This window comes from Cupriavidus basilensis, assembly GCF_008801925.2.
GTDB classification, from domain to species: domain Bacteria; phylum Pseudomonadota; class Gammaproteobacteria; order Burkholderiales; family Burkholderiaceae; genus Cupriavidus; species Cupriavidus basilensis.
On record NZ_CP062804.1, the window covers coordinates 326,196 to 351,233 of the forward strand.

Annotated in this window: 24 protein-coding genes; 13 read left to right on the plus strand and 11 right to left on the minus strand. The window is 64.6% G+C overall.

Annotated elements, in window-relative coordinates:
* The first annotated feature begins 41 nt into the window (after positions 1–41).
* The 9 genes from F7R26_RS22385 to F7R26_RS22425 all read left to right on the plus strand — a co-directional run bounded on the left by F7R26_RS22385 (position 42) and on the right by F7R26_RS22425 (position 10,177).
* Entirely contained in the window at positions 42–2,375 is a 2,334-nt protein-coding gene (locus F7R26_RS22385; protein WP_150984395.1) for a type VI secretion system Vgr family protein, read from the plus strand.
* A 2-nt stretch (positions 2,376–2,377) separates the two neighbouring features.
* Positions 2,378–3,331: a DUF4123 domain-containing protein gene (locus F7R26_RS22390; RefSeq protein WP_150984394.1), complete on the plus strand. Its 954-nt coding sequence runs from the start codon at positions 2,378–2,380 to the stop codon at positions 3,329–3,331.
* Positions 3,328–4,281 (plus strand): hypothetical protein, encoded by a 954-nt coding sequence (locus tag F7R26_RS22395; RefSeq protein ID WP_150984393.1) that lies wholly within the window; start codon positions 3,328–3,330, stop codon positions 4,279–4,281. The genes F7R26_RS22390 and F7R26_RS22395 overlap by 4 nt, the downstream gene beginning before the upstream one ends.
* 345 nt (positions 4,282–4,626) lie before the next feature.
* Complete coding sequence (locus F7R26_RS22400; RefSeq protein WP_150984392.1) at positions 4,627–5,421, plus strand: DUF3304 domain-containing protein; 795 nt, start codon at positions 4,627–4,629, stop codon at positions 5,419–5,421.
* Positions 5,414–5,554, plus strand: coding sequence for a hypothetical protein (locus F7R26_RS22405; protein WP_170301758.1), 141 nt, complete (start codon positions 5,414–5,416; stop codon positions 5,552–5,554). The genes F7R26_RS22400 and F7R26_RS22405 overlap by 8 nt, the downstream gene beginning before the upstream one ends.
* Positions 5,555–5,561: 7 nt before the next feature.
* Positions 5,562–6,356: a DUF3304 domain-containing protein gene (locus F7R26_RS22410; RefSeq protein WP_150984391.1), complete on the plus strand. Its 795-nt coding sequence runs from the start codon at positions 5,562–5,564 to the stop codon at positions 6,354–6,356.
* The gene (locus tag F7R26_RS22415; protein ID WP_150984390.1) at positions 6,349–8,571 is read left to right on the plus strand and encodes a DUF2235 domain-containing protein; all 2,223 of its coding nucleotides are present in this window, start codon (positions 6,349–6,351) and stop codon (positions 8,569–8,571) included. Before F7R26_RS22410 ends, F7R26_RS22415 begins: the two co-directional genes overlap by 8 nt.
* A gap of 57 nt (positions 8,572–8,628) precedes the next feature.
* A complete protein-coding gene (locus F7R26_RS22420) occupies positions 8,629–8,901 on the plus strand; it encodes a PAAR domain-containing protein (RefSeq protein WP_150984389.1) in 273 nt (90 codons plus the stop codon).
* On the plus strand, positions 8,891–10,177 hold the full coding sequence (locus F7R26_RS22425; protein ID WP_150984388.1) for a hypothetical protein: 1,287 nt from the start codon (positions 8,891–8,893) through the stop codon (positions 10,175–10,177). Before F7R26_RS22420 ends, F7R26_RS22425 begins: the two co-directional genes overlap by 11 nt.
* Positions 10,178–10,688: 511 nt before the next feature.
* Here the strand turns inward: F7R26_RS22425 and F7R26_RS41060 are convergent.
* Positions 10,689–10,994 carry a hypothetical protein gene (locus F7R26_RS41060; RefSeq protein ID WP_241754684.1) on the minus strand — a complete coding sequence of 102 codons (306 nt, stop codon included), beginning with the start codon at positions 10,992–10,994 and terminating at the stop codon, positions 10,689–10,691.
* Here F7R26_RS41060 and F7R26_RS22430 point away from each other — a divergent pair.
* The 3 genes from F7R26_RS22430 to F7R26_RS22440 are packed head-to-tail and all read left to right on the plus strand — an operon-like array spanning position 10,984 to position 15,674.
* A complete protein-coding gene (locus F7R26_RS22430; RefSeq protein ID WP_241754685.1) occupies positions 10,984–13,644 on the plus strand; it encodes an ImcF-related family protein in 2,661 nt (886 codons plus the stop codon). The genes F7R26_RS41060 and F7R26_RS22430 overlap by 11 nt on opposite strands.
* A complete protein-coding gene (gene tssJ, locus F7R26_RS22435; RefSeq protein WP_150984387.1) occupies positions 13,641–14,246 on the plus strand; it encodes a type VI secretion system lipoprotein TssJ in 606 nt (201 codons plus the stop codon). Before F7R26_RS22430 ends, tssJ begins: the two co-directional genes overlap by 4 nt.
* 39 nt (positions 14,247–14,285) lie before the next feature.
* A complete protein-coding gene (locus F7R26_RS22440; protein ID WP_150984386.1) occupies positions 14,286–15,674 on the plus strand; it encodes an XAC2610-related protein in 1,389 nt (462 codons plus the stop codon).
* A gap of 96 nt (positions 15,675–15,770) precedes the next feature.
* Here F7R26_RS22440 and F7R26_RS22445 read toward each other — a convergent pair whose 3' ends face one another.
* The 7 genes from F7R26_RS22445 to F7R26_RS22475 form a co-directional block, all read right to left on the minus strand.
* The gene (locus tag F7R26_RS22445; RefSeq protein WP_416351384.1) at positions 15,771–17,213 is read right to left on the minus strand and encodes an amidase; all 1,443 of its coding nucleotides are present in this window, start codon (positions 17,211–17,213) and stop codon (positions 15,771–15,773) included.
* A 304-nt stretch (positions 17,214–17,517) separates the two neighbouring features.
* Positions 17,518–18,003, minus strand: coding sequence for a cytochrome c family protein (locus F7R26_RS22450; protein ID WP_150984385.1), 486 nt, complete (start codon positions 18,001–18,003; stop codon positions 17,518–17,520).
* A gap of 1 nt (position 18,004) precedes the next feature.
* Positions 18,005–18,460, minus strand: a complete 456-nt coding sequence (locus tag F7R26_RS22455) for a c-type cytochrome (RefSeq protein ID WP_150984384.1) — start codon at positions 18,458–18,460, stop codon at positions 18,005–18,007.
* Positions 18,457–18,978, minus strand: a complete 522-nt coding sequence (locus F7R26_RS22460) for a methylamine dehydrogenase light chain (protein WP_150984383.1) — start codon at positions 18,976–18,978, stop codon at positions 18,457–18,459. The genes F7R26_RS22455 and F7R26_RS22460 overlap by 4 nt, the downstream gene beginning before the upstream one ends.
* Before the next feature lie 19 nt (positions 18,979–18,997).
* Entirely contained in the window at positions 18,998–19,585 is a 588-nt protein-coding gene (gene mauD / locus F7R26_RS22465) for a methylamine dehydrogenase accessory protein MauD (protein WP_150984382.1), read from the minus strand.
* A gap of 7 nt (positions 19,586–19,592) precedes the next feature.
* Positions 19,593–20,225 (minus strand): MauE/DoxX family redox-associated membrane protein, encoded by a 633-nt coding sequence (locus F7R26_RS22470; protein WP_150984381.1) that lies wholly within the window; start codon positions 20,223–20,225, stop codon positions 19,593–19,595.
* Complete coding sequence (locus tag F7R26_RS22475; RefSeq protein WP_241754686.1) at positions 20,222–21,448, minus strand: amine dehydrogenase large subunit; 1,227 nt, start codon at positions 21,446–21,448, stop codon at positions 20,222–20,224. The genes F7R26_RS22470 and F7R26_RS22475 overlap by 4 nt, the downstream gene beginning before the upstream one ends.
* Positions 21,449–21,795: 347 nt before the next feature.
* Here F7R26_RS22475 and F7R26_RS22480 point away from each other — a divergent pair, with 347 nt between their 5' ends.
* Positions 21,796–21,972, plus strand: a complete 177-nt coding sequence (locus tag F7R26_RS22480) for a hypothetical protein (RefSeq protein ID WP_170301757.1) — start codon at positions 21,796–21,798, stop codon at positions 21,970–21,972.
* 56 nt (positions 21,973–22,028) lie between these two features.
* On the opposite strand, the gene F7R26_RS22485 is transcribed toward F7R26_RS22480, so the two are convergent.
* From F7R26_RS22485 to F7R26_RS22495, 3 genes are all read right to left on the minus strand, one after another.
* Positions 22,029–22,391 carry a translation initiation factor Sui1 gene (locus F7R26_RS22485; protein ID WP_150984380.1) on the minus strand — a complete coding sequence of 121 codons (363 nt, stop codon included), beginning with the start codon at positions 22,389–22,391 and terminating at the stop codon, positions 22,029–22,031.
* A gap of 130 nt (positions 22,392–22,521) precedes the next feature.
* The gene (locus F7R26_RS22490) at positions 22,522–23,388 is read right to left on the minus strand and encodes an isocitrate lyase/PEP mutase family protein (protein WP_150984379.1); all 867 of its coding nucleotides are present in this window, start codon (positions 23,386–23,388) and stop codon (positions 22,522–22,524) included.
* A gap of 883 nt (positions 23,389–24,271) precedes the next feature.
* A complete protein-coding gene (locus tag F7R26_RS22495) occupies positions 24,272–24,970 on the minus strand; it encodes a YceH family protein (protein ID WP_150984377.1) in 699 nt (232 codons plus the stop codon).
* Positions 24,971–25,038 lie beyond the last annotated feature (68 nt).

Consider the following 25,038-nt stretch of genomic DNA (forward strand, 5'->3'; position numbering starts at 1 on the left):
CTTGCGTCAGGTTCGATCAAGCTGACAACGGAGCGAAGACCATGACGGATCCGGTTGACCAACGGCACGCTTACGGTGGTGCACACCAGGCGTATTTCCTGGAGGTGCCCGGCGCGGCCAGCGCCGCCGAGCTGTCGGTGGTGTCGTTCGAGGCGGTGGAACGCCTGGGCGACACGTACACTGTGACGATCCGGCTGACGCACCCGTTGCCGCTCGATCGGGCCGACTATCTCGGCAAAGACGCAAGATTCCTGATCGATCCTGGCGACGGCACGGCGCCGCGCAAGTTCGGCGGCTGCATCACGGGCTTCTCCGAGACCAGGCAGACCCATGATTTCTGCGCCTACGAGATCGTGGTCGAGCCGCTGGTCGCGCGGCTGCGGCTCACGCGCGCGAGCCGCGTCTATCAGCACCTGACCGCCCCCCAGATCATCGAGGCAATCCTGCGCCGGCATGGCCTGCAGGGCCACCAGTTTCTCCTCAAGACGCGCCGCAAGTATCCGCAGTACAAGTTCCGCCTCCAGTACCAGATGTCTGACTGGGACTACATCCGGCTGCTGATGGAGCAGGAAGGCCTCTACTGCTATTTCCTCCTGGGCAAGTTCGGCGAGATGGCGGTGTTTGGTGACGACATCGACCACTACATCTACCTGCCGGAGCTGCGGGTGCCGTACCGCGAAACGGCGGGGCTGGAATCCGGCGTCGAGGCCGTGACCGATCTCAAGTCCCATGCGCGGACGGTGCCGGAATCGATCCTCGTCGCGGACTACAACCCCGAGCAGTCCTGGGAGCGCATCCAGGCCGAGGCGAACATCGCCCGCAAGGACAAGACCACCTACGGCCAGTCCTATGTCTATGGAAGCCATCACCTGGACAAGGACGGCGCCAAATGGGAGGCGCAACTGCGCCACGAGGCCGCGATCGCCTGGCAACTGATCTACGAGGGCGCAAGCAATGTGCTGGAACTGCAAGCATCGCGTATCCTGCGCATGGACCGGGTGCTGCCCGACGCGCCCAACGGGCTGGTGATCATCGAGGTCAGGCACAGCGGCGGGCGCGATGCGGCGTACCGCAACACCTTCAAGGCCATCCCCTCGGACCGGCGCTTCCGGCTGCCGCTCGCTGAAGACAAATGGCCCAGGATCCACGGCACGCTGAGCGCCCGCGTGACCTCGCCGGGCCAGTACAAGTACGCCTATCTGACGCAGGCGGGCCACTACACGGTCCGTTTCGACCTGGACTTCGATACATCATGGCCAAAGGGCTGCGAGAGCGTGCCGCTGCGATTGGCCAAGCCGTTTGCCGGGTCGCGCCAGACCGGCTTTCACTTCCCGGCGCTCGATGGGACCGATGCGGCGATTGCGTTCCACGACGGCAACCCGAACAAGCCGTATATCGCGCATTTCCATCACAACAGTCAGCATGTCGACCTGATCACCAACCAGGACCGCTTGCAGTCGCGCAATGTCATCCATACGCAGAGCGGCAACAAAGTCGAACTGGAAGACTGGGAGGACGAGGAACACGTACAGCTTTCCACCGAGCATTCTGGCAAAAGCCAGTTGACCCTCGGGCATATGGTCAACGGCGAGCGCCAGAAGCGTGGTGAAGGGTTCGAGCTGCGTACCTCTGGTTGGGGCGCGATCCGGGGTGGCAAGGGGCTGTTCATTTCGGCGGATGACCAGCCGAATGCGGGGGGGCAGCAGCTCGCAATGGATGCGGCCAAACATCTTCTCTCCGACGCGCTGGAACAGATGCAGCGGCTCAACGAGTGCGCTGCCGCGGCAAAGGTACAGCTGGCAGATATCGCGCGGCAACGTGACCTGATGGAACAGCGCCTCCTGAACCTCCAGCAGGCGGTCATTCTCCTGAGCGCACCGGCGGGGATCGCGCTCGCCACCGCTGAGAGCATCCAGCTCGCAGCCAACGGCAATGTGATTGCGTCGGCCGGCTCGAATCTCGACCTCGGGGCAGGCAAGCGCATCACCATTGCCGCGGGGCAGGGCGCATCGATCTTTGCCCAGGACAACGGCATCAAGCTCGTGGCTGCGAAAGCCGATTTCTCGGCAGCGGCACACGCCGGGCAGATGCAGCTCGCGTCCTCCAAAGACATGATTCTCTCGAGTGTCAACGGCAAGCTCAATGCGGCGTCTGCCGGTGCGCTGACTTTATCCAGTCAGGGCGCCTATATCAAGCTCGAAGGCGGCAATATCGAACTGGGGTGTCCGGGCAGCATTACGTTGAAGACCGGCAACTTCACGTGGCAGGCACCTGCGAGCCTGAACCCGTCCATGCCGGAGCTTCCGGTGGGTGTTTGCCGCCAGTGCCTGCTCAATTCGCATACCGGCGCCGAAGCCATGACCGAGAAGGGCTGAATATGACCGCGATCGCTCAGCAGTTGGACGCAAGGGAGGTGGACTCGCCGTGGGCTGCGTTCCAGTCTCGCGTCGAAGCCGCACGTCACAGGTATGACGAGCTAGATCTGCCGACCCACCTGTATGCGCTCGTCGATACGCGTGGATTGCCCGATCTTCGCGAAGCCCTGGAGCGTCTCGACTCAATACCGTTCGCTGCGCTTTGGGACGGGACTGACCTGTCGGCGTTCAAGGACATAGCGCCACTGCTGATCAAGATCGATCTCGGCGCAACCGATGCAGACATGCCTCGCCAACTGCTCAAGCGCCTCTGGCGGTTTTCGGATGAGAGACTCATGGTGACCTGGATCTGGACGCCACATGGGCTGGAAGAACTCGCCGATCATTTCCGAGGGTATTGCGAGTACACGCTGCCGGATCGGCGTGCGTTCTACCTGCATTTCTACGACAACCGGATACTTGAGCGGCTACGCCTGACCTGGACACAGGATGAATGGACGCGCTTTGCATCCGTCGCATTCGAGATTTGGTATCGCAACCGCTCCGGCGAGGATAGCGCGTGGAGCGGCGATACGCTCTCCCAACCAAGCGGTGCGGCCCCGCTTCAGCTGTCCGACGAACAGCAACTGAGACTGCACACGCTGGGATATGCCGACAAGGTGGCGATGCAGCTCACCGAAGTCTATGGGGTGCTGCTGGAACACCTGTCGTCTGATGCCTTGTATCTGGCAGTCCATACCCAGGTCGAGAGAGCAAGGCGCCACGGCGTGCGCGACGAACTGGACATGCTTTGGTACGTAGCCAAGGGGCTCCTTGTCTCGCCGCAGTTTGATGAGCATCCTTTGATCCATCCGAAGTTGTTGGCCGCTTCGCATGGGCGCATCTCATTTTCCGAAGCGCTCTCGCTAGTCGGAGACGCGTGCCGGGAAGAATCCAGGAAGGTTGAGACCATATGAATGGAAGACGAGTCGCCATCTGGCAACTGCTACTCTCCCTGGTGCTGGTCTCCGGCTGCGATGCGTTCACCGCCGAGCCGTCGCGCGGTGCACATTTCCGCTATCCCGGCACCAGCGAGTACATCACAGAAGGTGCGCCGCCCGGATCGAAGGGTTTTCCGATGGGAATCCAGTGCGCGACGCTGCGGGACATGCTGTACGAGGCGTTGACGGCAGGTGCGCTGCTGGAAAGGATGGATGCGCTATTTCGGCACCAAGGTCCGTCATTCACGAGCCTCCGCCTTGCGCACCCCGTCTCTGCCGGCAAGGACAACGTCCAGGTCCCCGACCTGATCAAGGCATACCACAGCGTGGTGCCGCTCGAAGCAGGCCGCAACTTCACGCCCCATATGGAAGTACTCCTGCGCTGGCTGGCAGAACGGTATCCATCGCCCGCGTTCGAGGAAATGGTCTCGCGCCATGCAGATGAGGTAAAGCGTGCGCATTTCGCCGTGGAGAAGGAAGTCAAGGTTGCCGAGGCCGCGTATCAAGTGGAGCGCCGACGCTCCCCTGTCGATCCGGTGGCACTGTCCAAGGCACTGACCAGATGGCATGCGGCGCGGGACGCGCAAGCCCGGGCCCTTCACGTGACGGTCCGGGAGTTATCCCGCCCGAATGTCTGGGAGCGTATCGCGAAGGAGGCGCGGGAGCAGGCCTGGCGCTTGTCGCTGCAGACCGAACTGCAGAAGTCAGCCAATCGCCTCCGCAGCATGAAGGGCCGGATGGAGTTGTCATACGACGCAGACCTTGACGAGAGCGTAAAGACGATAGAGGCAGCCGTTCTGACACCGGAAGCCGCGGCGCTTGCTCAGGCCTGGGCGGATGGGTTGGACGGAAGAAATCCACTGCCGCCAGAGGTCATGACGCTGTTTGACCTGTTGATCCTTGGGCAGACGCGAGAGCGCTCTTGAATGGAGTGAAGATGAGAAGGCAATCGTTCTGGCTTTTGGCCTTGTCATTGATGCTTGCTACCGGGGGGGGCGATGCACATTCTTCGGAGCCGTCCTACGACGGCCTGAGTGTAGGGGTATTTAACTACAGGCCATGCAACCTGAGTCGACGAGTTGAAGCGTGATCATTTCGAGTATATCCAGTCAGGAGCCGCCCATGGTTAAAGCGACACAACCCGATCATGCTGACCGGCCCCAAACAGGATGCTAGACGTCATGCTGACGGGACACGCAATCAGCCTCTTTTTTTCACGCGTTCGATCGCCATCGCAATCGCGACGACGCAGACCGCAAGCTGAAGTGAACATGAAAATCAGATTCTCTTACGCGCTACTTCTGTCCCTGACACTCATCACCGGATGCGATGCGTTTTCGTCCGAGCCGACGTATGGCGGGTTGAGCATTGGGGGCTTCAACTACACACCGTATAACCTGAGTCGGTTCGTTGTCTACGACAGGTATGGCAATACCGCCGGCGGCGGCGGCGATCTGATGCCGGGTTCCGGTCAGGGAAGCCTTAGTTGTTGCTACAAATTGAAAGGGACTGATTTCACAGTGAAATGGGACGTCTACGATGCAGACGAGGCGATCAAGGACCTCTACGCGCCGATCCGGAAGATTCACAAGGTTACAGAGGTTCATTTACCCCCGACAAAGCTCGAAGGTGGAGCCGGCACGCGCATCCTCGGCCTGCACTTCTACCCGGACGATCACATCGAATTCGAGTTTCGAAATGACCTGAGAGGCACGCGCATCGAGTACGACGAGATCTGGGGATGGCTCGATCGAACATACGGCAAACAACTCAATCCCGAAGGGCTGCACGATTCGGTTGTGTTCCGGCAAACCGCGCGCGTTGCGGCGGGGGGATGGACAAAGTACCGCCTCACCGATAAGCGAGATCTTCGCTGGTACGTCTACTACGCGATGCTTGTCAACCCGAAATTCGACGAGCATCCCGCTGTCCAGAATATATTGGCCAAGACAAAGGACAAGCCAGGTGAGTTCGGCGCGGCAATGGAGCAACTACCGGCGCCGATCGTTGATGAGCTGAAACGTGACCAATTCAAGCACATCCAATCAGGAGCCGCCCATGGCTGAAGCGACACAACTCGACCCCGCTTACGGGACCCCAAGCAAGGTGATAGACGGCGTGCTGATGGCACACAAAGACCGGCTCTCTTTCACGCGGACAGTCACCATCCCGGTCACGACGATGCAGACCACAAGCTGAGGCGAACATGAAAATCAGATTCTTTTACGCGCTACTTCTGTCCCTGACACTTATTACAGGATGCGATGCGTTTTCGTCTGAGCCGACGTATGGTGGGTTAAGCATTGGGGGCTTCAACTACACACCGTATAACCTCGACCGATTCGTCATCACCGACAAATATGGAAACAAGGCCGGCGGTGGCGGTGATCTAATGCCTGGGGCAGGTCAGGGAAGCCTCAGTTGCTGCTACAAGTTGAAGGGAACGGATTTCACGGTCGACTGGTATGTCGTTGATCAGGATGAATTCATGAAGGATCCTTATGGCCCACTTAAAGAGATCCATAAGGTTACTCGCGTGCACTTCCCGCAAAAAAAACTCGAAGGCGGAGCCGGAACACGCATCCTCGGCCTGCACTTCTACCCGGACGATCACGTCGAATTCGAGTTTCGAAATGACCTGCGAGGCACGCGAATCGAGTACGACGAGATCTGGGGGTGGCTCGATCGAACATACGGCAAACAACTCAATCCCAAAGGGCTGCACGATTCGGTTGTGTTCCGGCAAACCGCGCGCGTTGCGGCGGGGGGATGGACAAAGTACCGCCTCACCGATAAGCGAGATCTTCGCTGGTACGTCTACTACGCGATGCTCGTCAACCCGAAGTTCGACGAGCATCCCGCTGTCCAGAATATATTGGCCAAGACAAAGGACAAGCCGGGTGAGTTCGGCGCGGCAATGGAGCAGCTACCGGCTCCGATCGTTGATGAGCTGAAGCGTGACCAATTCAAGCACATCCAATCAGGAGCCGCCCATGGCTGAAACGATAAAAATCGACCCCGCCGATCGGACCCCAAGCAAGGTGCTCGACGGCATGCTGATGGCACACAAGCCGTACAAGAGCGACGACTGCATCCGCTGCGGTGCGGTCATCAAGATGGGCTTCTTCTTCGATGGGTTCGGTCGCCATCGTGACCACGACGACCCGTCGACTTCACGCTATTCGAACATCTGCCGGCTATGGGAAGCGCATCGGGAGATGCGCGATACGCGTCGCCAGAAGATGCTCAACCAGTTCTGGTACCGTTTCTATTATTCCGGTCTGGGTACGGAGCTGAACCTGGACGCGGCCAACAATGAAATTGTCTCGGCAGGGATCAAAACAGCGACTGCGGTTGGCAAGTCAGCCGCTAACTCGGCGAAATCCACAGCCCAGAAAATCGTTGGTGTCGACAAGGTGCTTGACCTGAAGACAGCGCCGGGTAAAGCCATGAAGAGCGCGATATCAGAGGCACTCGACGAAATGTCGTGGCGGCCGGTCGCCAAGGTGTACGGCGACCTCGCTGCGCAGGCGAAAACGATCCCGGACAAGGTGGGTCGCGTACTGACGATGGCACGGGATGATCGATGGGTGAGGCGCGGCAAGGCGGCCGTTCGGGGATCGCTGTACGACATCAGGAAGAATCCGCTGAAGGCAGGCTGGTCCGTTGCCAAGGGCGTATTTGTTGATGTGGCGATGGACTCGATTCCCCAGGTACGCGACAACGCGGCTGTCGCCCGCCTGTTCGGTACCGGATTCGAGGATCGTCTTAGCGCGGCGCTGGACCAGTTCAAGGCGGCCTATAAAGACGCCAAGTCGTCGATGAACAAGGTCCAGCGCATCGAAGTTTCCGTGTTTGGCGCCGATCGCGGTGGTGTTCTTGCGCGGGCCTTCGTCAACGAACTGGTGCGCAGATACAGCCGGCGTAGCGATGTCGATCTTGCGATCGAAGGCGACACCATCGAGATCAAGTTTCTGGGCCTGCTCGATGCCGTGTCGTCGTTGATGGCGGAGAACAAGCTGCTCGGCATCGTGCCGCTGGTGGGCATGATCAAGCAAAACTATGGCGACAAGCCGCTCGGCGTTCCGGAGGCTGTCCATAAATGCGTGCATTTCGCGGCCGCGCACGAACTGCGGTTCTATCAACGGCTCGACAGCCTCGAGAAGACGCGCGGGGACCAGTACCTGTATCCGGGCACCAGCGAGGACATTACCGGTGGGGCGCCGCCGGGATCGATGGGGTTCCGCGCGGAACTCCAGCGCGTTGCGTTGCGCGACATGCTGAACGAGGCATTGATAGCGGGTGCGGCGATGGACACTATGGAGCATCTCTTTCAATACAAGGCTCCTACTTTCACAAAGCTCACCCTCGCACATCCCGTATCAGATGGCACCGCGAGTTACAAGATCCCCGACCTGATCAACGCCTACCGCGCCATCGTGCCGCACGAGAAAGGGCTCAATTTCCAGGAGCACATGCAGGTGTTCCTGCGCTGGCTGGCGGTGCGGTATCAGTCGCCGGCGTTTCGCGCGTCAATGACGGCCACGACCGATGGCGTGAAGAAGGCGCATCAGGCGCTGTCGCAGCAGCGCGCCGACGCCGAAGCCGCGTATCAGGCCGAGCGTAAGCGCTCACCGATGGACCCGAAGGCATTGGGACAGGCGCTTGCCCGTATGCAGGCCACGCGTGACGCTGAGATGCAGTCGTTGCGCAGCACGGCGTTGGTGCTGGCAAAGCCGGTGGTGAGCGTCTGGGAGCGTATCGGCGACGAAGCGGCGGAGCAGGCCCGGCGCCTGTCGATGCAGGCCGGCCTGAAGGAGTCGGCTGCCCGCATGCGCAAGCTGGGCCAGGGTATGGAGCTTCCCTACGACGCCGATATGGAACTGAGCGCACAGGCGATCGAGGCTTTCATGCTGAGTCCGCAGGCGGTGGCGCTGTCACAGGCTTGGCAGGACGGCGCCAGTGGCAAGAATCCGCTGCCGCCGCAGGTCATGGCGCTCTTCGACCTGCTGGTGCACGACACGATGCTGACGAGTTGGCACGATCATATTTTGTCATCGACCCTGTATTTTCAGACGCGTGCGACGGATACGTTCGGAACGAGCGACGTCGAGAAGGAAGCCAAGAAGCGTGCGGCGGACGAGCGTGCGGCGCGGCGAGTGGACAAGATGCCCACGATGGGCAGGGATGGTCAAAAGCGCCGCACGGCAATGTAGGGCGAGGATGGATTTGCAGCGGATTTTCGACTGAGCGATGTGGATGAGGAGAGCAAGATGGCTGGCGTGATACGAGAGGGCGATCGTCTGAGTCGTGGCGGTGAGGTGCTGCGTGGCGGCACGCGCGAATTCCTGGGCCGGGCGCTGGCGCGGCGGACAGATCCGGTGCGCTGCGATGTCCATGGGCGCAGCCGCATTGCCCAGGGCAATCCGAACATTCGTGACGGCAATCTCGAAGTCGCCGAGGATGGCCATCTGTGTGAGTGTGGGTGCGCGCTGATCTCGTCGCTGCCGAACAGCGGCTCGCGCAAGTTGGCCGATGGCGGTTGATTTCTCGCTCTTGCCGGCTCAGGTGCCGGTTCCGCAGAGGGGGCCGTCGCCCTTTGTCTGGTCGGTCGGGTTCATCGTGCTGACGCTGGCCGGGATCGCGTTTGCGCTCTGGTGCTGGCCGCACAATGCGAAGACGCAGACATTGTGGTTCTGGTTCTGCGTGGTTGTCATCCCCGTGTGCCTGGCAGGCGCGTTTGTCCTGCGCCGCTTTTCGTACTTTTACAAACGTCGGAACCGGGCACTATCGAGAAACAGGGTGGACAAGGCTTATATCGACATGGTGTTCGATGTGGCGAGCGTCCCCCTTGCCGTGCTTGCGGCCGGATATCGCCTTCACATCGATGAGAAGGAAAACACGTTTGAAGCGATGGTCGCGCGCAGCGCGAGCCCGCCGACCCGCCCGGCAAAGGACACCCGCGAAATGATCGTCGCCAGCTGCCTGGAGCCCGAGGTGGCGGCATTGACGTTTGACGATGAGGAGCGGCAGGGCGCCGTGCTCGAATGGATCTTGCGCTCGTTCGCGCCGCAGATTGCCGATGTTCTGGGCACGGTTCCGGACCGGGTTCCGGTTGAGGTCCATCTGGACATCGGCGGTTCCGTGCTTTCCCGTGAGGCTATTCAAGCGATCTGGGCGGGATTGCCAGCGTCCGTGCGTTCCTCACGCCTGGATGTGCAGCCGGTCGTCGGGCCGAGCGGCGGGCTGTGGCTGGTCGATACGATGCTCGATCGCCCAACCCCCGCGCTGCGCGACGTGGTGACGCTGCTGATCAGCGCCAATTTCAGCCTGCTCCGCACGGCTGATCCTGAACCCGCCAGCGCGGAGGCCGCAGCCATGATGCTGCTCTGTCCGGCCGGGCTTGCACGCAAGGAGCGGCTTGCCGTAGCCGGCTGGTTTCACCGTCCACAATCTGACACGCCTGCCCCGCCTGAAGGTGCCCTGCACTACGCGTTGAGGTGGGGCGGGACGACGGGCACGGCAGTGGGTGGCACGCTCCAGACCGGACTCGATCAACGTACCGCGGCGCAGATGCTTGTTGCGCTGCGCACGGCGGGCCGCTCGGGCGATGGGGCGTCGTCGTCTGACTTTGCGCTCGACACCCTTGCCGGCAACACCGGGCCAACTGCGCCGTGGCTCGCGGCGGTGCTCGCACTCGACCGGGCCATTGCGTCCGCTGCGCCGTATGTCGCGGGCGTCCAGGGCGAGGCGCGGGTCCTGTTTGCCGTCCTTGCGCCACCGGAGCACCACACGCAGCAAGACGTTCTGAAAAATGACTAAATTCCGTACCGACGTATTCTCGTATCTGCTCGTGGCGATTGTCGCGGGCGGCCTGATCTGGTTCCAGGGGGATCTGTTCTGGCTCGATTCCGAAACAAAGAAGACCCTGGCGATCATTGCCCTTTGTGCATTCCTTGTCGCGCTTGCGCTCTATTTCGGTTTTGAGCCGAGACGCGAGGAAGGTGCGGCTGCGCGCCATTTGGCAAAGCTATTGCACTGGAAGCCCGCGCGGTTCGCCGGGACGACCCAGGCGCTGCTGGTACCGGAAGATACGCCGAAGACGTCGGATGCCTTGCCGCGCCTATGCGAGCTGCTGCGCAGCGAGCACGGCTGGCGTTGGCGCTACCGCCAGCCCTGGCTGCTCCTCACCGGCGACGATGCCGCCATTGCCCGCCTCCTGCCCGAACTGGCAGAACAGGGCTGGCTGATCACCCCCGACGCGGTGTTGCTATGGAGCAAGGCCAACAAGGAGGGCTGGCCGGACGCCGACTGGCTCAAGGCACTCTACAAACTACGCCGCCGCCGTCCGGTGGACGCGGTGATTCTCACAACGGATAGTGCTGTGGATCTGCAGGCGCAGCGCCGCGGCACCCATCCCGATGGGATGCGCCTGGCGCGCATCGCCGAATTGCTGCGCTGGTCCGCCCCGGTCTACTTGCTGGATGTGGCGGAGGCGAGAACGGTGGGCCACGGCGTCATGCCGGTCATCAGTTGCGAACTGCCGCGCCAGGCGCACGCGGACGCCATCGATGGCGCGCTGCGCACGCTGCGCGACCAGCTGGCGCAGCGCGTCGTCGCGCAAACTGATGGCGGGCAACCGCGACCGCTATATGGGGGAGCTTTCCCAGCGGCTCGACACCCGCGGCAAAGCGCTCGCCGACTGGATCGCCGGATTGGGGAGCCGGCAGCGCCGGCGCATCGCCGTGGAGGGTATCGTCTTTGCGCCGTATCCACGGCCTATTGCCGGCGATGCGAGCGTGCAGAGCAGCGTCGACCTGCCGCTCTGGCATTACCTGGGCGAAGCCGCCCGCCGCCAGCCCGGACAGCGCGTTGGCTGGCACCCGGTCACGGTGTCTGCCATCGTGGGCCTGACGGCCATCGGCTTGTGGAGTGCCGGCATGCTGGTGTCCGGCGTGCTGAACGGGCGGGACATCCACGCCGCCCGGCAATCCGTGAACGGCTTTCAGGCGGCCCCCAACCCGGCGGCCCGCCTGCGCGCGCTCCTTGCCTTGCAGCAGCAGATCGAGCGCTACGAGTACCGTACCCAGCATCATGCGCCGCTTGCGACCCGCTTTGGCCTGAATCGCGATCCGGCGGTCCTTGCCGCGCTGTGGAAGCCCTACGCGCAGGCCAGCCGCGAGCTGCTGGTCGCGCCGGTGCAGCGGGATCTGGAGGCGTCGCTGGTGGATCTTGCGCAACTGCGCACCACGGTGCTGGATGACACGACCAACCGGGTGGCGCTGAGCGGCCATCAGGCGCTCAAGACCTATCTGATGCTGGCCAACCCTGAACGCGCCCAGGCGGCCTTCCTGGCCCCGCAACTGGTGCAGCATTGGTCCACCGATGCCCGGATGACCCCGGGCGAGCGGCAGGACGTCGCCGAGCGCTTGCTCAAGTTTTATGCGGAGCATTTGAAGTCCAACCCGGCAGGGCGTATCGAGCCGCGGCCCGAACTGGTCGCCGGGGCCCGCCAGACGCTGCTGGCCGTGATCGGGGAGCGCAATGCCGAGGACACCGTCTATCGGGGCGTGATCCAGGCCTTTGGCGAGCACGCTGGCAGCAAGTATCCGGACCAGACCCTGGCGGCGCTGACCGCCGGCACCGATCCCCGGGGGCTGGTGCGCGCCACCGCCATCGTGCCGGGGGTCTTCACCCGCCAGGCCTATGAGGGCTATGTGGCCCCGGCGATCGAGCAGGCCGCCAGGCGCACGGAGATCGCCAATGACTGGGTGCTGACCGACGGCAAGCCGCAGCAGCAGACGCAAGCGACGGCAGGCCGCTCGGCCGAAGCGCTACAGGCGGCCCTGACCGAGCAGTACTTCGCCGATTACGCGGAGCATTGGCAGGGCTTCATGAACAGCCTGCAATGGGAGGCCGCGCCGACCCTGCCGGCTGCGATCGGGCAGCTCAAGCTGATGGCCGATGCGCGCCAGTCGCCGGTGATCGCGCTGATGAAGTCGCTCGAGTACCAGGGTGGCGCTGGCGCCCGCAAGGACTCGCTGTCCGATACGCTGGTGGCCAAGACGCAGGACCTGCTGGGCAGGAAGCCGGCGGGGCCCGAGGTGGCGAAGCCGGACGCGGCGGGGCCGCTGGGCGCGGCCTTTGGCCCGGTGCTGCGGCTGGTGGCGCAGGGCCAGCCCGGCAGCACCCATGCCGGCACCAACGCTGGCGCCAGCGGTGACCTGAGCCTGCAACGGTTCCTCGACCGCGCAACGGCACTGCGCTTGCGCCTGCAGCAGGTCGGCAACAGCGCCGATGCCGATGCGCAGGCCCGCCAGATGGCGCAGGCGCTGTTCCAGGGCAAGGGCTCGGAACTGGCCGACACCCAGGCCTATGCGCAGCTGATGGCGGCGAGCCTCGGCAGCCAGTGGGCTGGCATGGGCGAGACACTGTTCGTGCGGCCCATCGCGCAGGCCACGCAGACGGTGCTGCAACCGGCGCAGGCAAGCCTGAACGATGCGTGGCGCCAGAGCATTGCGATGACATGGAGCCGCTCGTTTGCCGGACGCTATCCGTTTGCGGACACCGCCAACGATGCCTCGCTGGCCGAGCTGGCGCGCTTCCTGCGCCCGCACAGCGGCTTGATCGGGTCCTTCCTCGGCACGCAACTGGCGGGCGTGCTCGCGCTGCAGGGCGATCAGTGGCTGCCGGCGGCCACCGGCGGGCAGGCGCAGTCCTTCGATCCGGCCTTCCTCAACGCGATCAACACCTTGCAGCGCATGGCGGCGCACCTGCTGGCGCAGGGCGAGCCACAGTACCGCTTCGAGTTCAAGCCGGTCCCCACCCCGGGCCTGACCGACACGCTGCTGACGCTCGATGGCCAGACGCTGCACTACTACAACCAGCGCGAGACGTGGCAGGCGCTGACGTGGCCGGGCAAGAACCTGCAGGACCCGGGTACCCGGCTGCAGTGGCAGACCGAGCGCGCCGGCACCAGCAAGAGTTATGAGTTCGGCGGCCGCTGGGGCCTGGTGCGGATGCTGGAGCGGGCGCACATCGAGCCGGTGGATAGCGCGAACTACCAGCTGACGTGGCAGGCGAGGCCGGACGCGCTGGATGCGTCGGAAGCGCTAGAGGGGCCCGGCGCGCCGAAGGCCTCTGCCGAGCGCCAGGCCGATGCGCTCGGCCGGACCTTCGCCGAAGATCCCGACAGCCTGACGGCGCGCAGCGCCCAGGCGCCGGTTGCGGCGGACGTGACCTATCCGGTGCGCTACGCTACAGCTACACAAAGAGGATCAACACGATGAGGCGACAGCTTCGAAACGGCGCCCTACTGCTGGCTGCCACCCATATAGCCGGTTGCGGCGTGGGCCAGGCCGTAAAGGACAGCACGGTGGAGGCAGCGAAATGGGCCTTCACGACGCAGGTCAAGACCATGAGCCTCGATCTGACCAGCCGGTCGTCGTTAAATACAAACGGCGCCGGGCAATCGTTGTCGACGGTGGTGCGGATCTACCAGCTGAAATCGCCGCAGGCCTTTGAGCAATTGAGCTATGCGCGACTGCAGGCCAATGATCTCGAATTACTCCAGCCCGATCTGCTGGCGACCAAGGACGTCATCCTGCGCCCCGATGCGAGCGTGAGCCTGAGCGAGCCGATGCATGCCGAGGCGGAATATGTCGGGGTCATCGCGCTCTTCCGCAGTCCCGGCAAGGAGACGGTCTGGAAGCTGGTGGTGCCGAAGAAACAGTGGAAGAAGACCGATCCGGTGAGGATCGAGGTGCGCGGCAGCACGCTGGAGCTGGTGGGGGCCAGCTTTGACGGTCCCGGCGCCGTGGATGGCGCTGTCATTGTGCGTTTCGCCAGCACGCTCCGCGATAGTGAGTACGTTGCACCACATGTCAGTTAAGCTGCGGCTTGCATTCCTGCAATTTCCTGACAACTCGCCGTGCTACTCCCCATTCGCAATAAAGCCACTGCTGCCGCCGCCGCTCTGACCCTTGCCATCGCGTGCGTGAATTCGGCTTTCGCGACCGACTTCCTGGCGCCAGGCATTTATCGTGTCGAGCCAGATTCCCAGCTGAGCCCGCCCAACAGAGTGCCGGAAGCCGAGACAAGCCGCTTCAAGGAGCGTTTCGAGCACGCCTTGCCCAAGTCGGCGGATATCACCTTTGCGGTGGTGTCGCACGAACCCGGTTCGGGCGGCAACAGGGTGCACTTTCTTGTAGACAAGGACTACAAGACCGACGTGAACTCCGCGAACAAGCTATGCGTGGCCTATGCCTTTCCGGGCTGGAACGATTACTCGGCATCCCAGCCGTTCTGCCGAACCAACATCAGCAACGAGTCTGAGGCACTGCTGAAACGGCGGACGACGGCGGCGTTCACCGTGACCTGGCAGCCCAGGAAGACGTACCTGAGCACCGAGACCATTCGGCCACAACGCAAGCCAACGGCCGACGAGGTCGGCGCTTGCGCGCTTGGCGTATGCAGCCCCGAGGCGTATGGCAAGGGGGTCAACCATTATGAGATGGCTTACTACGCGGATAGCTTTGCCCTCGACAGAGTCCGGCCTTACCAGACGATCGTGCATCTCACCAAGGCGGTGCCACTATTTGCACGAGCCAATCGTGACACGATCCTGACCCGTCTCGACGCGGGGATTTATGTTCCCGTCCTCTCCACGGATGCGCAATGGTATGAAATCGAGCGCGTCGGGCGGGACGGCTCGATCACCCACGGCTGGGTCGACCGCGACGATGCGGTCGCTGTGAATTGGGTTGCGCAACGTGCCAGAACGCGCGATTTCCTGTTTCGCGTCGCATTTGTCGAGGACGAGCTCACATCCGACGCTCCGCACGCGGTCGCCATTGAAATCATCGATCGAAAATCCGGCGTTCGTACTCAGGTCATTCGTGACTTCGATTCCGATCCCGGCATTGCGGCGTCCGCGGACGCCTTGCGCGTGGTCGATGCCAATTTCGACGGTTATCCGGACATTTCGATTTTTGGCATGTCGGGAGGCGCCGGGCCGAACAGCACCGAGAACTTCTTCTTGTTCGACGCCGCCCGGCGACGGTTCGTTTTTGATGAGACCTTGTCGGGACTGTCGCAGATCGCCATCGACTCCCGCACGCGCTCCATTTCCTCGGCGCAGCGCAATAGCTGCTGCAGCCACTCGGCGCAAACTTACCGTTACGCCGGCAGAACGCTGACGCTGGTTTCGACCTGGGACGAAAGCCTGACGGCAGACGGGAAATGGCTGGAGACAACCATAGGCCGCGTGCGCGATGGGAAGCTGCATTACCAGACACGACGAACAAGGCCGGAGCGGTGATACCGGTGATACCGTTGATACAACAGGGATGGCGTGGCGCGCCCCGCCTGCGGTTTGCGGGGTGGCCGGTTGAATACGCAATCCTCAAGCGGTCCTTTACCCCATCATCGCCGACGGCAACCGCTTGCCCACCCAATCGCGCTCTTCTTCATAAGCCCGCGCCAGGCGCAACACCGACAAATCGTCTCGCGGCCGCCCAATCAACTGCATCCCCATCGGCAACCCCTGCGGCCCGAATCCCACCGGCACGCTAATCGCCGGACATCCCGACAGCGTCCAGGGAAACACCACTTCCATCCAGCGGTGATAGGTATCCATCTCGCGGCCGGCGATCTGCTTCGGCCAGGGCTGGTTCACATCGAATGGGAAGACTTGCGCCGTCGGCACCGCGATGTAGTCGAACTGCTTGAACACGCCTAGCAGCGCTTGATACCAGGCGCTGCGCTCCATGCTGGCGGCATAGACGTCGCTGGCGCTGAGCTTGAGCATGCCTTCGATCTCCCAGATCGCGGAGTCCTTGAGCAGCGCGCGCTTGGCCGGGTCCTGGTAGAAGGGCAGCATGCCGTTGCCGACCAGGAAATGACGGTGCACCAGCCAGGTCTTCCAGAGCCGTTCCGGCGAGAACGGGGGCTTGATGGCTTCCACCTGCACGCCAAAGGCCGGGAAGGCGTTGAGGGCATCCTCGCACAGCGGCAGGATGCCGGCTTCCATGGGCAGGTAGCCGTCCCAGTCGCCCAGCCATGCCACGCGCTTGCCCTTGAGGTTGGTCTTCAGCACGTCGGCCACATTGGCCGGGGTGAGCGTGGCCAGTACCGGGTCCTGCGCGAGTGCCTGCGGCGTGCGCGCATCGGGGCCGGCCTGTGTGGCCAGCAGCAAGGCCACGTCGGCGACGGTGCGTGCCATGGGCCCTTCGTAGCCGAGTTGCTGGATAAAGACTTCCGGGGCCGGGCCGTAGGGCACGCGGCCGGCACTGGGGCGCATGCCATAGACGTTGCAGAAGCCGGCCGGGTTGCGCAGCGAGCCGCCGAAGTCGCTGCCGTCCGCTACCGGCAGCATGCGCAGCGCCAGCGCGGCGGCCGCGCCGCCGCTGCTGCCGCCGACGGTGCGGCTGGCGTCATAGGGATTGCGGGTGGCGCCGTAGACAGGGTTGAAGGTTTGCGAGCCCAGGCCGAACTCCGGCGTGTTGGTCTTGCCGATCAGCACGGCGCCGGCGGCGCGTGCGCGCTCCACGATGATGGCGTCCGCCGTGGGCACGTTGTCCCGAAAGATGGGTGAGCCGAAGGTGGTGCGGATGCCGCGCGTGAGCGCCAGGTCCTTGGGGGCTTGCGGCATGCCGTGCATCCAGCCGGCTGAGCGGCCGGCGGCCAGGGCCTGGTCGCAGGCGGTGGCTTCCTGCAGCAGCACTTCGGGCTCACGCAGCGCGACGATGGCGTTGGCGCCGGGATTCACCCGTGCGATGTGGTCCAGGTAGGCCGCCATGACTTCGCGGGCCGACAGCCTGCGGGCATGGATCTCGCGCGAGAGTTGCCAGGCCGGCATCATGACGATGGGATTCGGGCCGCCAGCCGTGGTGGCGGGGCCGGGTGCGTCCGTTGCCCCATTCTTGCCGGCGGGGGGCGCCGCGCTGGCGCTGCTGGCAGTGACGCCAGCGGCGATGCCGGCTAGCGTGGCGCCTGCCAGGTGGCCCAGCAAATGGCGCCGCGAAGGTTGTCCGGGGGCGGGGCCATTGGCGGCGTTGCGCGCATTGCCGCTATCACGGTCACGGTCTGTGTTGCCTGTGGGGGTCATCGTGTCGTTCCTCGTTCCGGTTTTTTTGTCCCGCGTATTTGTTTGCGTGAGTTTGTCACATTGGCCCGGGGCTGGCGCGGGCGGTCTTGTCCGGCGTCGGCGTTGCGCCACTGCCCAGGATCGCCGCGCGGTGCGCGCTCACGTCGTCGAGCGGCTGGCGGCGATAGCGGCCCACCTCCTCGGTGCTGAACGCCTCCACGTCGTTGTGGCCGGTGAGCGCGGGCATCAGCCAGTTCATCAGCCCTGCGATCTCTGCGTCGCTCAGGGCGGAGGCCGAGGTGCCCGGCACCTGGATCAGGAACGCGCGCCCGGCCGGCGTGGCAAGCAGCAAGGGCACGGTCTCGCGCATGTCGGGGATGCCGGCCGAGGGCTTGCCGCGGGCATCGGGCTGGTGGCAGCCGGAGCAGTGCAGCAGGTAGTTGTCGCGCGCGTGGCGCAGTTCGGCCTGTGCGCTCGCGGTCGTGGCCAGCATGGCCAGCGCCAGCAGGCACAGCCCGCGGCGCGCGGCCGCGCGCAAGGTGCGAGCGCTGCGCGATGCCATGCTATTGCCCCGCCTCGCGCAGCTTGCGCACGGCCCCCGGGGTCTTGCGCTCGGCGCGTGCGCGGGCCAGCGTATCGGTGTTCACGGCCTGTTCGGGTGCGCCGTTGCTCGCCGCCAGCCACGACAGCACGGCGGCCAGCGATGCATCCGGCAGCGTGGCGAAGCTGGGCATGACGCCGTTGAACGACTGGCCCTGCGACTGGATCGGGCCAGCGAGGCCGTGGGTCAGCACATTGGCCAGGTAGTCCTGGCCCGCCGGCGTGGCGAGCCGCTCGCGCAGCGCGCCGGCCAGCGGCGGCGCCACGCCGGCAATGCCCGAGGCATCGGCATTGTGGCAAGCGGCGCAGTGCGTGCCGAACAAGGCCTTGCCCTGGTCAGCCAGCGACTCGGCAAGGGCGATGCTTGCGGGCGCCACGCATGCCAGGCACAGCGCGAGGTGTGGGAGAGATCGCTTCATTCCTGGACTCCGAGAATGATCGAGGTGGTGCAATGGAACATGGTGCTGTCGTTGCTCATGCACCAGTTCACATCGTTGTGCACGCCCAGCCGGTAGCCCGGCCGTTCGCGCTCGTTGGTGTTGCACTCGCAGCGCCCGCACGTGGTCTTGCCGCAGCAATCGTTGTAGCTGACCATGTAGCTCCTGCCGTCGGCCGGGTTGTGGCAGGTGCCGACCCACGACACGCGCGAGGGCTCGGTGCCGGGCGGGCAGGAGGTGGAGGTGCCGCCGCAGCATGCGCACAGAAAGCCATCCACCGCGCAGTACTTCCAGTAGTCGCAGGCGGTTTCGTCCTGCGCTTGCGGGCCGGCAGCCTTGCTGCGGTGTGCTCCCGCCGCGTGCGCGCTGCGGTCGAAGGGCAGCACCGGCAGCGCCATCGTCCCCACCATGACCTTGCCGAGCGTGGCCAGCACGCTGCGCCGGCCCGTGCGCTGCGCCGCGCGCCGGGTCTGGTGTTCGAAAAATCGGTCAATCCACATGGGTTTTCTCTCCCTGCCTTCAGGCACGCGTTTCGAGGAACTGCTGCACCGAGCCCACGTTAAGGTCCATCGCGGTGAACAGGCTCTCCAGCTGCTCGCGCGAATTCACCAGGCCCTTGGCGCGCAGCGTGCCGCGCTCGTCCATCAGCACGCCGTACGGCAGCTTGCCGATCTGCAGGTGCATGCCGAGCTCGGGCGATAGCACATAGGGGAAGGCTTCCAGCCCTGCCTGGCGCAGGAAGGCCAGGTGCTCGGGCTGTTCGCCGTCGGAGGCAAGCACCACGCGCAGCCAGCCAGCCTCGCTGGCCTGCATCGACTTGAGTACCGGCAGCAGCTTCTTGCAGACCGGGCAGGTCGGCGAGAGAAAGAACAGCAGCGTGCTGCGGGGCTGCGCGCCGCCCACCGCTACCGGGCCGCCGCGCACATCCTGCAAGGCAAAGGGTGGCAGCGCCTCGCCCACGCGCGGGCCAGCGTCGATCACCAGCGCGCCCATCGGCGCGACGCGCTCGAACAGGATGCCGACCTGGCGGGCCAGGGCATAGAAACCGAAGAGCAGCGCCAGCACGGCGATCCACAGCACGATATTGGCAATCACAAGGGCAGTCATGGGAGTCTCACGAGAGGGGGGAATGCGTAGGGTGGCTGGAGTGGCTGGCAGCCAGGCGGCCGGTGCGGCGGGCAGCGCGGTCGGCGTTGACCAGCAATTGCGTGGCGCCGAGCCAGAGCAGCAACAGCGCGAGCGCGCAGAAGCCGGCGGCGAGGGTGTCGATCAGCGTGAACGCCCGGGGTGCCGTGCCGGCGGCCAATCCGGCAGCAGCGATTGCGGCCAGCACCAGCACCGCGAGCAAGCCAAGGTTGCGCAGCAGCAGGCCGTTGGATAGCCGCAGGTTGTCGGCGTGGCTGCCGCAGCCGCAGCGGATGTCGCGCCGCCCGCGCAGCAGGTTGATGCCCACCGCGCCGCTGGCTGCCGCCACCACGCATGCCGCCAGCAGCGCCGCGCCCGGGTGCAGCGGTGCGGCAACCAGCGCCGCCACGCTGGCCGTCTCGGCGCCCAGGTAGGCAAGCGCTACCGGGCGCGACCATGCGTCGGGCACCAGCCGGTAGGCGCTGACGGCGCCCCAGAAGCCGGAGAAGTCGCGCAGCTTGGGCCACAGGGCGTGCGCCAGCACCAGTGCGGCAGCGGCGGAACATGCCGCCACCGTGACCGGATCGCGCAGCACGTCGGAGACCACGGCGGCGGCGCTCATTGATGCAGCTCCAGCTGCACCGCGTTCTCCGCCACCTGGTCCAGGCGCGCCACGGGCTTGAGGCCCCGGGCCGGGTCCAGCGACACCACGCCGGCCCTGGCGGCGTCCAGCACATACAGCGTCGGCTGCGGCCCTTGCGTGATGGTGAGCGCCAGCGCGTTCTGCCCCGGCGCGCGGGCGATGCGCTTGTGCTGCGCCAGGTCGATGGTCCAGATCTCGGCGGCGGGGGTCTTGTGCGATCCCTCCTTGCTGCGCGGATGCATGCCCAGGTACAGGCGGCCCGTGGCCGCGTGCAGCGCGAACAACTGGTAGCCGCCCGGCTTCCAGCCCGCCTTGCGGTCCGCCGCGTCCACCACGGGCCAGGGCTGCGCGAAGACCGGCGCCTCACCCGAGAGATCCGCGCTGTAGACGTTGCCGTTGAAGGACACGAAGGTCAGCGTGTTGCCCACGCGCTCGCTGTGCAGGAAGACCGGGTCGGCATCGGGATCGAACATGCGCGCGCTGCGCTTTTGCCCGCTGGGCTGGCCGGCGGCGTCATGCGTCACCGTCAGCATCGTGCCGTCGCTGCACAGGGTGCGAAAACGCTGGCTGGACGCCTCGGTGGCAAATATGCCCCAGCAGCCGGGAGTTTGTGCCTCCGCCACGAACTTGCCAGCCTGCAGGTCGACGATGCTGACCGAGGTGGCGGGCGTGGCATTCTGCACATAGAGAAAATGGCCGTCGGCGGATACCGCGGCGATCCCACGGTAGTTCAGGGACTGTGCGTGCTTGGGCGGGATCACGATCTCGCTGCGGTAGGCCAGCGTGGCGGTGTCATACAGGCTCACCACATCAGCCCGCTCGCCCCGCGCGAGCCGCGTGTAGAACGTGGAAATCACATACAGCGTGCGTTTGTCCGGGGACAGCACGCTCTGGCCGCCGAACGCGGTGGGCACCAGCCCGAGGTAGCGCATGCGCTTGCCGTCCACCACGTGCAGGCGCCCGTCCACCATGTGCTTGAACGCCACATCGGAGATATAGAGCCGGCCATCGTCGGCAGGTGCGAGTGGTTGCACGGAGAGGGTTTCCGGCGGCAGTTCGGCGGCGTTGACAGCATCGTTGGCATCGCTGGCATTGGGGGCGGCGGCGGCTGGCAAGGCTAGCACGCTCAGCATTGCCGCTGCGGCTACTCTGCGTACCATGCCGGGCCGTCGGGTGATGGCCGTGGTGCTTACCTCGTTCACTGGATGGCTCCTTGGGATGCGCTTTGCAATGGGGCCAGTCTACGAACGGGGGCGGCGCGGGCGTTATCCGAAATTGGCAACGGCGGCACGGGGATATTCACTGATGCGGGCCGGGCTGCCATTCGGCATCAGGGCGAATCTGCACTGGCGCTGTGCACACAGCGCCATGCGGGGGACAAATGCCAAGGCGCAGGCTTATCCGTTTTCGGAAACGGAGCAGAATTACCAGTGGGGATGAATAGAGCGAAGGCGGTGCAGCCAGGGCGTCAAAAGCGGCTGCGCAGCGGCGCCAGAACGGGCCGAGGCTGCCACCATGCTACGATCCGCGCCTAATACGGAGAAAGAAGATGTTTTATACCTGCCAGAACCAGTCGTGCCAGACGCGTTGGGACCCCAAGGACGTCACGGTCAAGGACGAAGGCCAGGGCCCGCTGTTTCGCTGCCCGGTGTGCAACTCTCGCAACCCGGTCGTGCCCCAGCGCAAGTCCGACGGCACCATCGTCTACAAGCAGCGCACCCGCTAAGAGGCTGGCCAAGGGGCTGATCAAGGCCGGCCTGTCGACGCACCGCCCAGGGGTGCTCAGCCGCCGGCCCGCTTGACGGTCATGCCGCGCTGCTTGAGTTTTTCCACCACCGTGTCGCAGTGGTCGCCCTGGATTTCGATCACACCGTCCTTGACGGTGCCGCCCGAGCCGCAGGCGGCCTTTAGTTCCTTGCCCAACTGCGCCAGCGACAGCGCGTCCAGCGCCACGCCGCGCACCAGCGTCACGCCCTTGCCCTTGCGGCCCTTGGTCTCCCGCGACACCCGCACGATGCCGTCGCCTTGCGCGACCGGCCGCGCCTTGCCGCAGGTGCAGGCCACCAGCGCATTGCCGCAGCCGGGGCACATGCGGCCGTGTTCGGTGGAGTAGACCAGCGAGCTGGCGGGTTTCGGGTGAGACATGACAGGCGTTCCGGGTGACGGGCTGGCTGGCGCAGCCCGGGGCAGGCAGCGTACGACAAGCGCGCGGCGCCTGCAAGAGGGCGACGGCGCATTTCAGGTGCCGCGTGCTGCCCTCGCCAACGGCTGTGGCTCACTCGCCGTAGCTCTGCCCCTGGGCGATCAGCTCCGGCGTACCGATGACACCGTTCAGCCCGTCGAAATCCAGCATGGCATCGCGCATCGGCGCGGTGGTGCCGTGTTCGAGCAGGCTGCCGTAGTAGCGCTGCATCTGCGCGCCGATGAAGCGCACCACGCCACCCGGGAAAATCACGATGCGAAAGCCCCGGCCGGCGAGTTCGGCGGCGCTCTGCACTGGCGTCTTGCCGCCTTCCACCATATTGGCCAGCAAGGGAATGCGCCCGGCAAAGTGCGCGCAGACGCGAGCCATGTCTTGCTCGGTGCGCAAGGCTTCGATAAACAGCGCGTCGACTCCGCATGCCACATAGGCCTCGGCGCGTTCGATCGCCGCGTCCAGTCCTTCGATGGCCACCGCATCGGTGCGGGCCAGGATCAGGGTCCGCGACGAAGCCCGCGCGTCCAGCGCGGCCTTGAGCTTGCCGCACATCTCGGCTGCTGTGACAACGCGCTTGTTGTCCAGATGGCCGCAGCGCTTGGGAAAGGTCTGGTCCTCGAGCTGGATCATGGCCGCGCCGGCGCGTTCCAGCGTGCGCACGGTCCGTATCACATTGAGCGCATTGCCGTAGCCGGTATCGGCATCGACGATCAGCGGCAGGTCGACGCGGTCGGTGATCCTGCCGACGATATCGACCGTCTCGGTGGCGGTGGTCAGGCCCACGTCCGAGCGCCCGAGTTGCGTGTAGGCGACGGCCGCGCCAGACAGGTAGAGCGCTTCAAATCCCGCTTGCGCGGCGACCAGCGCCGAGAACGCGTCGTAGACGCCGGGCACCAGCAGCACGCGCGGTTGGCGCAGGCGGTCAGCGAGGGATGGAGTTGTCATTGTTTTTTTTCGGTGTGGCGGCCCATGGCCGGCATGGAAAACGCCGGCATGGCGCTTGCCCTTCGAGGGGGTGTGGAGCGAAATGATAGCGAATAACGAGCGAGCGCTCAGCCACTGGCGCAAGGTGCGCCATGTCCATACATTAGGGGGCGAAAGTGTCAGAGCGAAAGATGCCCGGGCCTTCGTTGAAGGCGCTCACCAGGCACGCAATGTCTGCATCGGGCCCGGGTGCTTGACGGCGGGGCGCTTGTGCGGCGCCCCCTTGCGCACTGTCGGTGGCGCTGGCTAGCGCCCGGCAGGGCTTCCGTAAAATGCACCAGTGCGGGGATTCGAAACGATGTAGGTATTGCGTCTTGCCCAAGTCTGGGCAGCCATGAAGACTTCAGGCTCGCGCTGGCTCCAGTCACTCGTCATGAGTGGTAAAGCCTCCTGCTCCGTCGTGGCATACACGACGGCCTGGTGAAGGGCGGCCCGGCCTTGGCTTCCTGGAATGGTAATGGTGCGAATCGTCACGCGCATCGTCAAAGGCCTCAACGTGTTTGGACTGCAAAGTATGGCTGCCTTTCAAGGACAGATTTGTGACAGCGTAGTGTCCTGATCTGCACTGGAAGGCTGCGCCATGGGGGCTTGGCGAAGCCGTGACAATCTGGTTTGCGGTCTCGCGGTGAATAGGGAGCATCCATGCCCGATCATACGCGCAAGCACTAATCGGGCCAACGACATCTGTTGTGGCGCGTCGACAGGCGGGGAGCCGCCTGCGGCGTCCGCCGCGGCCACTCGGTTTCAGGCTGCAGCCGGGTTCGTGGCCGGTCCGGACAAAAATAGATTATCCGGCACATTGTCACCGGCTGCAGAGTGCGATCTCCCCCGCCTGCGCTCGTAACTAAAGCGCTGCTTTGTCGATCGTAATGCCGAGTTCGCCCGCCATGCGCTCCACCAGCGCCTGGAGCCGGTTCACCTTTTCCGCCAGTTCCTTTTGCTCGGCTTTGAGCGACTCGAATTCCGAGGGCGAGATGCTGTCGTCGGCGCCGCCGCGCTCGGGGATATCGTCCACGCTGACTTCGCCGCATAGCAGGTGCATCCAGCGGTTCTCGCGTCCGCCGGGAGCGCGCGGCAGCTTGACGACCAAGGGTGGCTCGGCGGCGGCCAGCTCTTCCAGGAATACCTCGACTGACGAGATGTCGGCAAATGCGTGCAGGCGCGCGGAGTTCAGCCGCAGTTCCGCGGCCGTCTGGGGCCCGCGCAGCAGCAGCGTGGTGAGCAACGCGACCGACTGGCTCGGCACGCCCAGCACGCGTTTCATGTTCTGCTCGAATCGCAGCACGCGGCTGCTGCTGCCTTCCATGGCCAGGCTCAGGCGTTTCAGGCCATCGATGGCAGTGAGGATCTCGGCCTCGGTGGCATTCATCACCGGTGAGCGCGCGGTCTTCTGGTTGCAGCCGGATGTCAGTGCGTTGAGCGACAGCGGATAGGTGTCCGGCACCGTGTGCTGCTTTTCGACCAGCACGGCCAGCACGCGCCCTTCAAGCTGTGTCAGGGAACGGATGGCCGGGCGTGCGGGGGTGTCGGGATTGGGATTCATGAGTGGTATCGCTAGGTGAAGCTGCTTGCCCCGGGCCGATGCGCGGATCCGCGGATCGCGGGCCAGCC

Coding starts and splice junctions, on each gene's coding strand:
- F7R26_RS22455 (WP_150984384.1), bottom strand. CDS start 18,460: ATGAAGCGATCTCTCCCACACCTCGCGCTGTGCCTGGCATGCGTGGCG.
- F7R26_RS22390 (WP_150984394.1), top strand. CDS start 2,378: ATGACCGCGATCGCTCAGCAGTTGGACGCAAGGGAGGTGGACTCGCCG.
- F7R26_RS22430 (WP_241754685.1), top strand. CDS start 10,984: ATGGCGGGCAACCGCGACCGCTATATGGGGGAGCTTTCCCAGCGGCTC.
- F7R26_RS22395 (WP_150984393.1), top strand. CDS start 3,328: ATGAATGGAAGACGAGTCGCCATCTGGCAACTGCTACTCTCCCTGGTG.
- F7R26_RS22490 (WP_150984379.1), bottom strand. CDS start 23,388: ATGACAACTCCATCCCTCGCTGACCGCCTGCGCCAACCGCGCGTGCTG.
- F7R26_RS22480 (WP_170301757.1), top strand. CDS start 21,796: ATGTTTTATACCTGCCAGAACCAGTCGTGCCAGACGCGTTGGGACCCC.
- mauD (WP_150984382.1), bottom strand. CDS start 19,585: ATGACTGCCCTTGTGATTGCCAATATCGTGCTGTGGATCGCCGTGCTG.
- F7R26_RS22485 (WP_150984380.1), bottom strand. CDS start 22,391: ATGTCTCACCCGAAACCCGCCAGCTCGCTGGTCTACTCCACCGAACAC.
- F7R26_RS22410 (WP_150984391.1), top strand. CDS start 5,562: ATGAAAATCAGATTCTTTTACGCGCTACTTCTGTCCCTGACACTTATT.
- F7R26_RS22495 (WP_150984377.1), bottom strand. CDS start 24,970: ATGAATCCCAATCCCGACACCCCCGCACGCCCGGCCATCCGTTCCCTG.
- F7R26_RS22445 (WP_416351384.1), bottom strand. CDS start 17,213: ATGCCGGCCTGGCAACTCTCGCGCGAGATCCATGCCCGCAGGCTGTCG.
- F7R26_RS22460 (WP_150984383.1), bottom strand. CDS start 18,978: ATGTGGATTGACCGATTTTTCGAACACCAGACCCGGCGCGCGGCGCAG.
- F7R26_RS22420 (WP_150984389.1), top strand. CDS start 8,629: ATGGCTGGCGTGATACGAGAGGGCGATCGTCTGAGTCGTGGCGGTGAG.
- tssJ (WP_150984387.1), top strand. CDS start 13,641: ATGAGGCGACAGCTTCGAAACGGCGCCCTACTGCTGGCTGCCACCCAT.
- F7R26_RS22470 (WP_150984381.1), bottom strand. CDS start 20,225: ATGAGCGCCGCCGCCGTGGTCTCCGACGTGCTGCGCGATCCGGTCACG.
- F7R26_RS22450 (WP_150984385.1), bottom strand. CDS start 18,003: ATGGCATCGCGCAGCGCTCGCACCTTGCGCGCGGCCGCGCGCCGCGGG.
- F7R26_RS22425 (WP_150984388.1), top strand. CDS start 8,891: ATGGCGGTTGATTTCTCGCTCTTGCCGGCTCAGGTGCCGGTTCCGCAG.
- F7R26_RS22405 (WP_170301758.1), top strand. CDS start 5,414: ATGGCTGAAGCGACACAACTCGACCCCGCTTACGGGACCCCAAGCAAG.
- F7R26_RS22415 (WP_150984390.1), top strand. CDS start 6,349: ATGGCTGAAACGATAAAAATCGACCCCGCCGATCGGACCCCAAGCAAG.
- F7R26_RS22385 (WP_150984395.1), top strand. CDS start 42: ATGACGGATCCGGTTGACCAACGGCACGCTTACGGTGGTGCACACCAG.
- F7R26_RS22400 (WP_150984392.1), top strand. CDS start 4,627: ATGAAAATCAGATTCTCTTACGCGCTACTTCTGTCCCTGACACTCATC.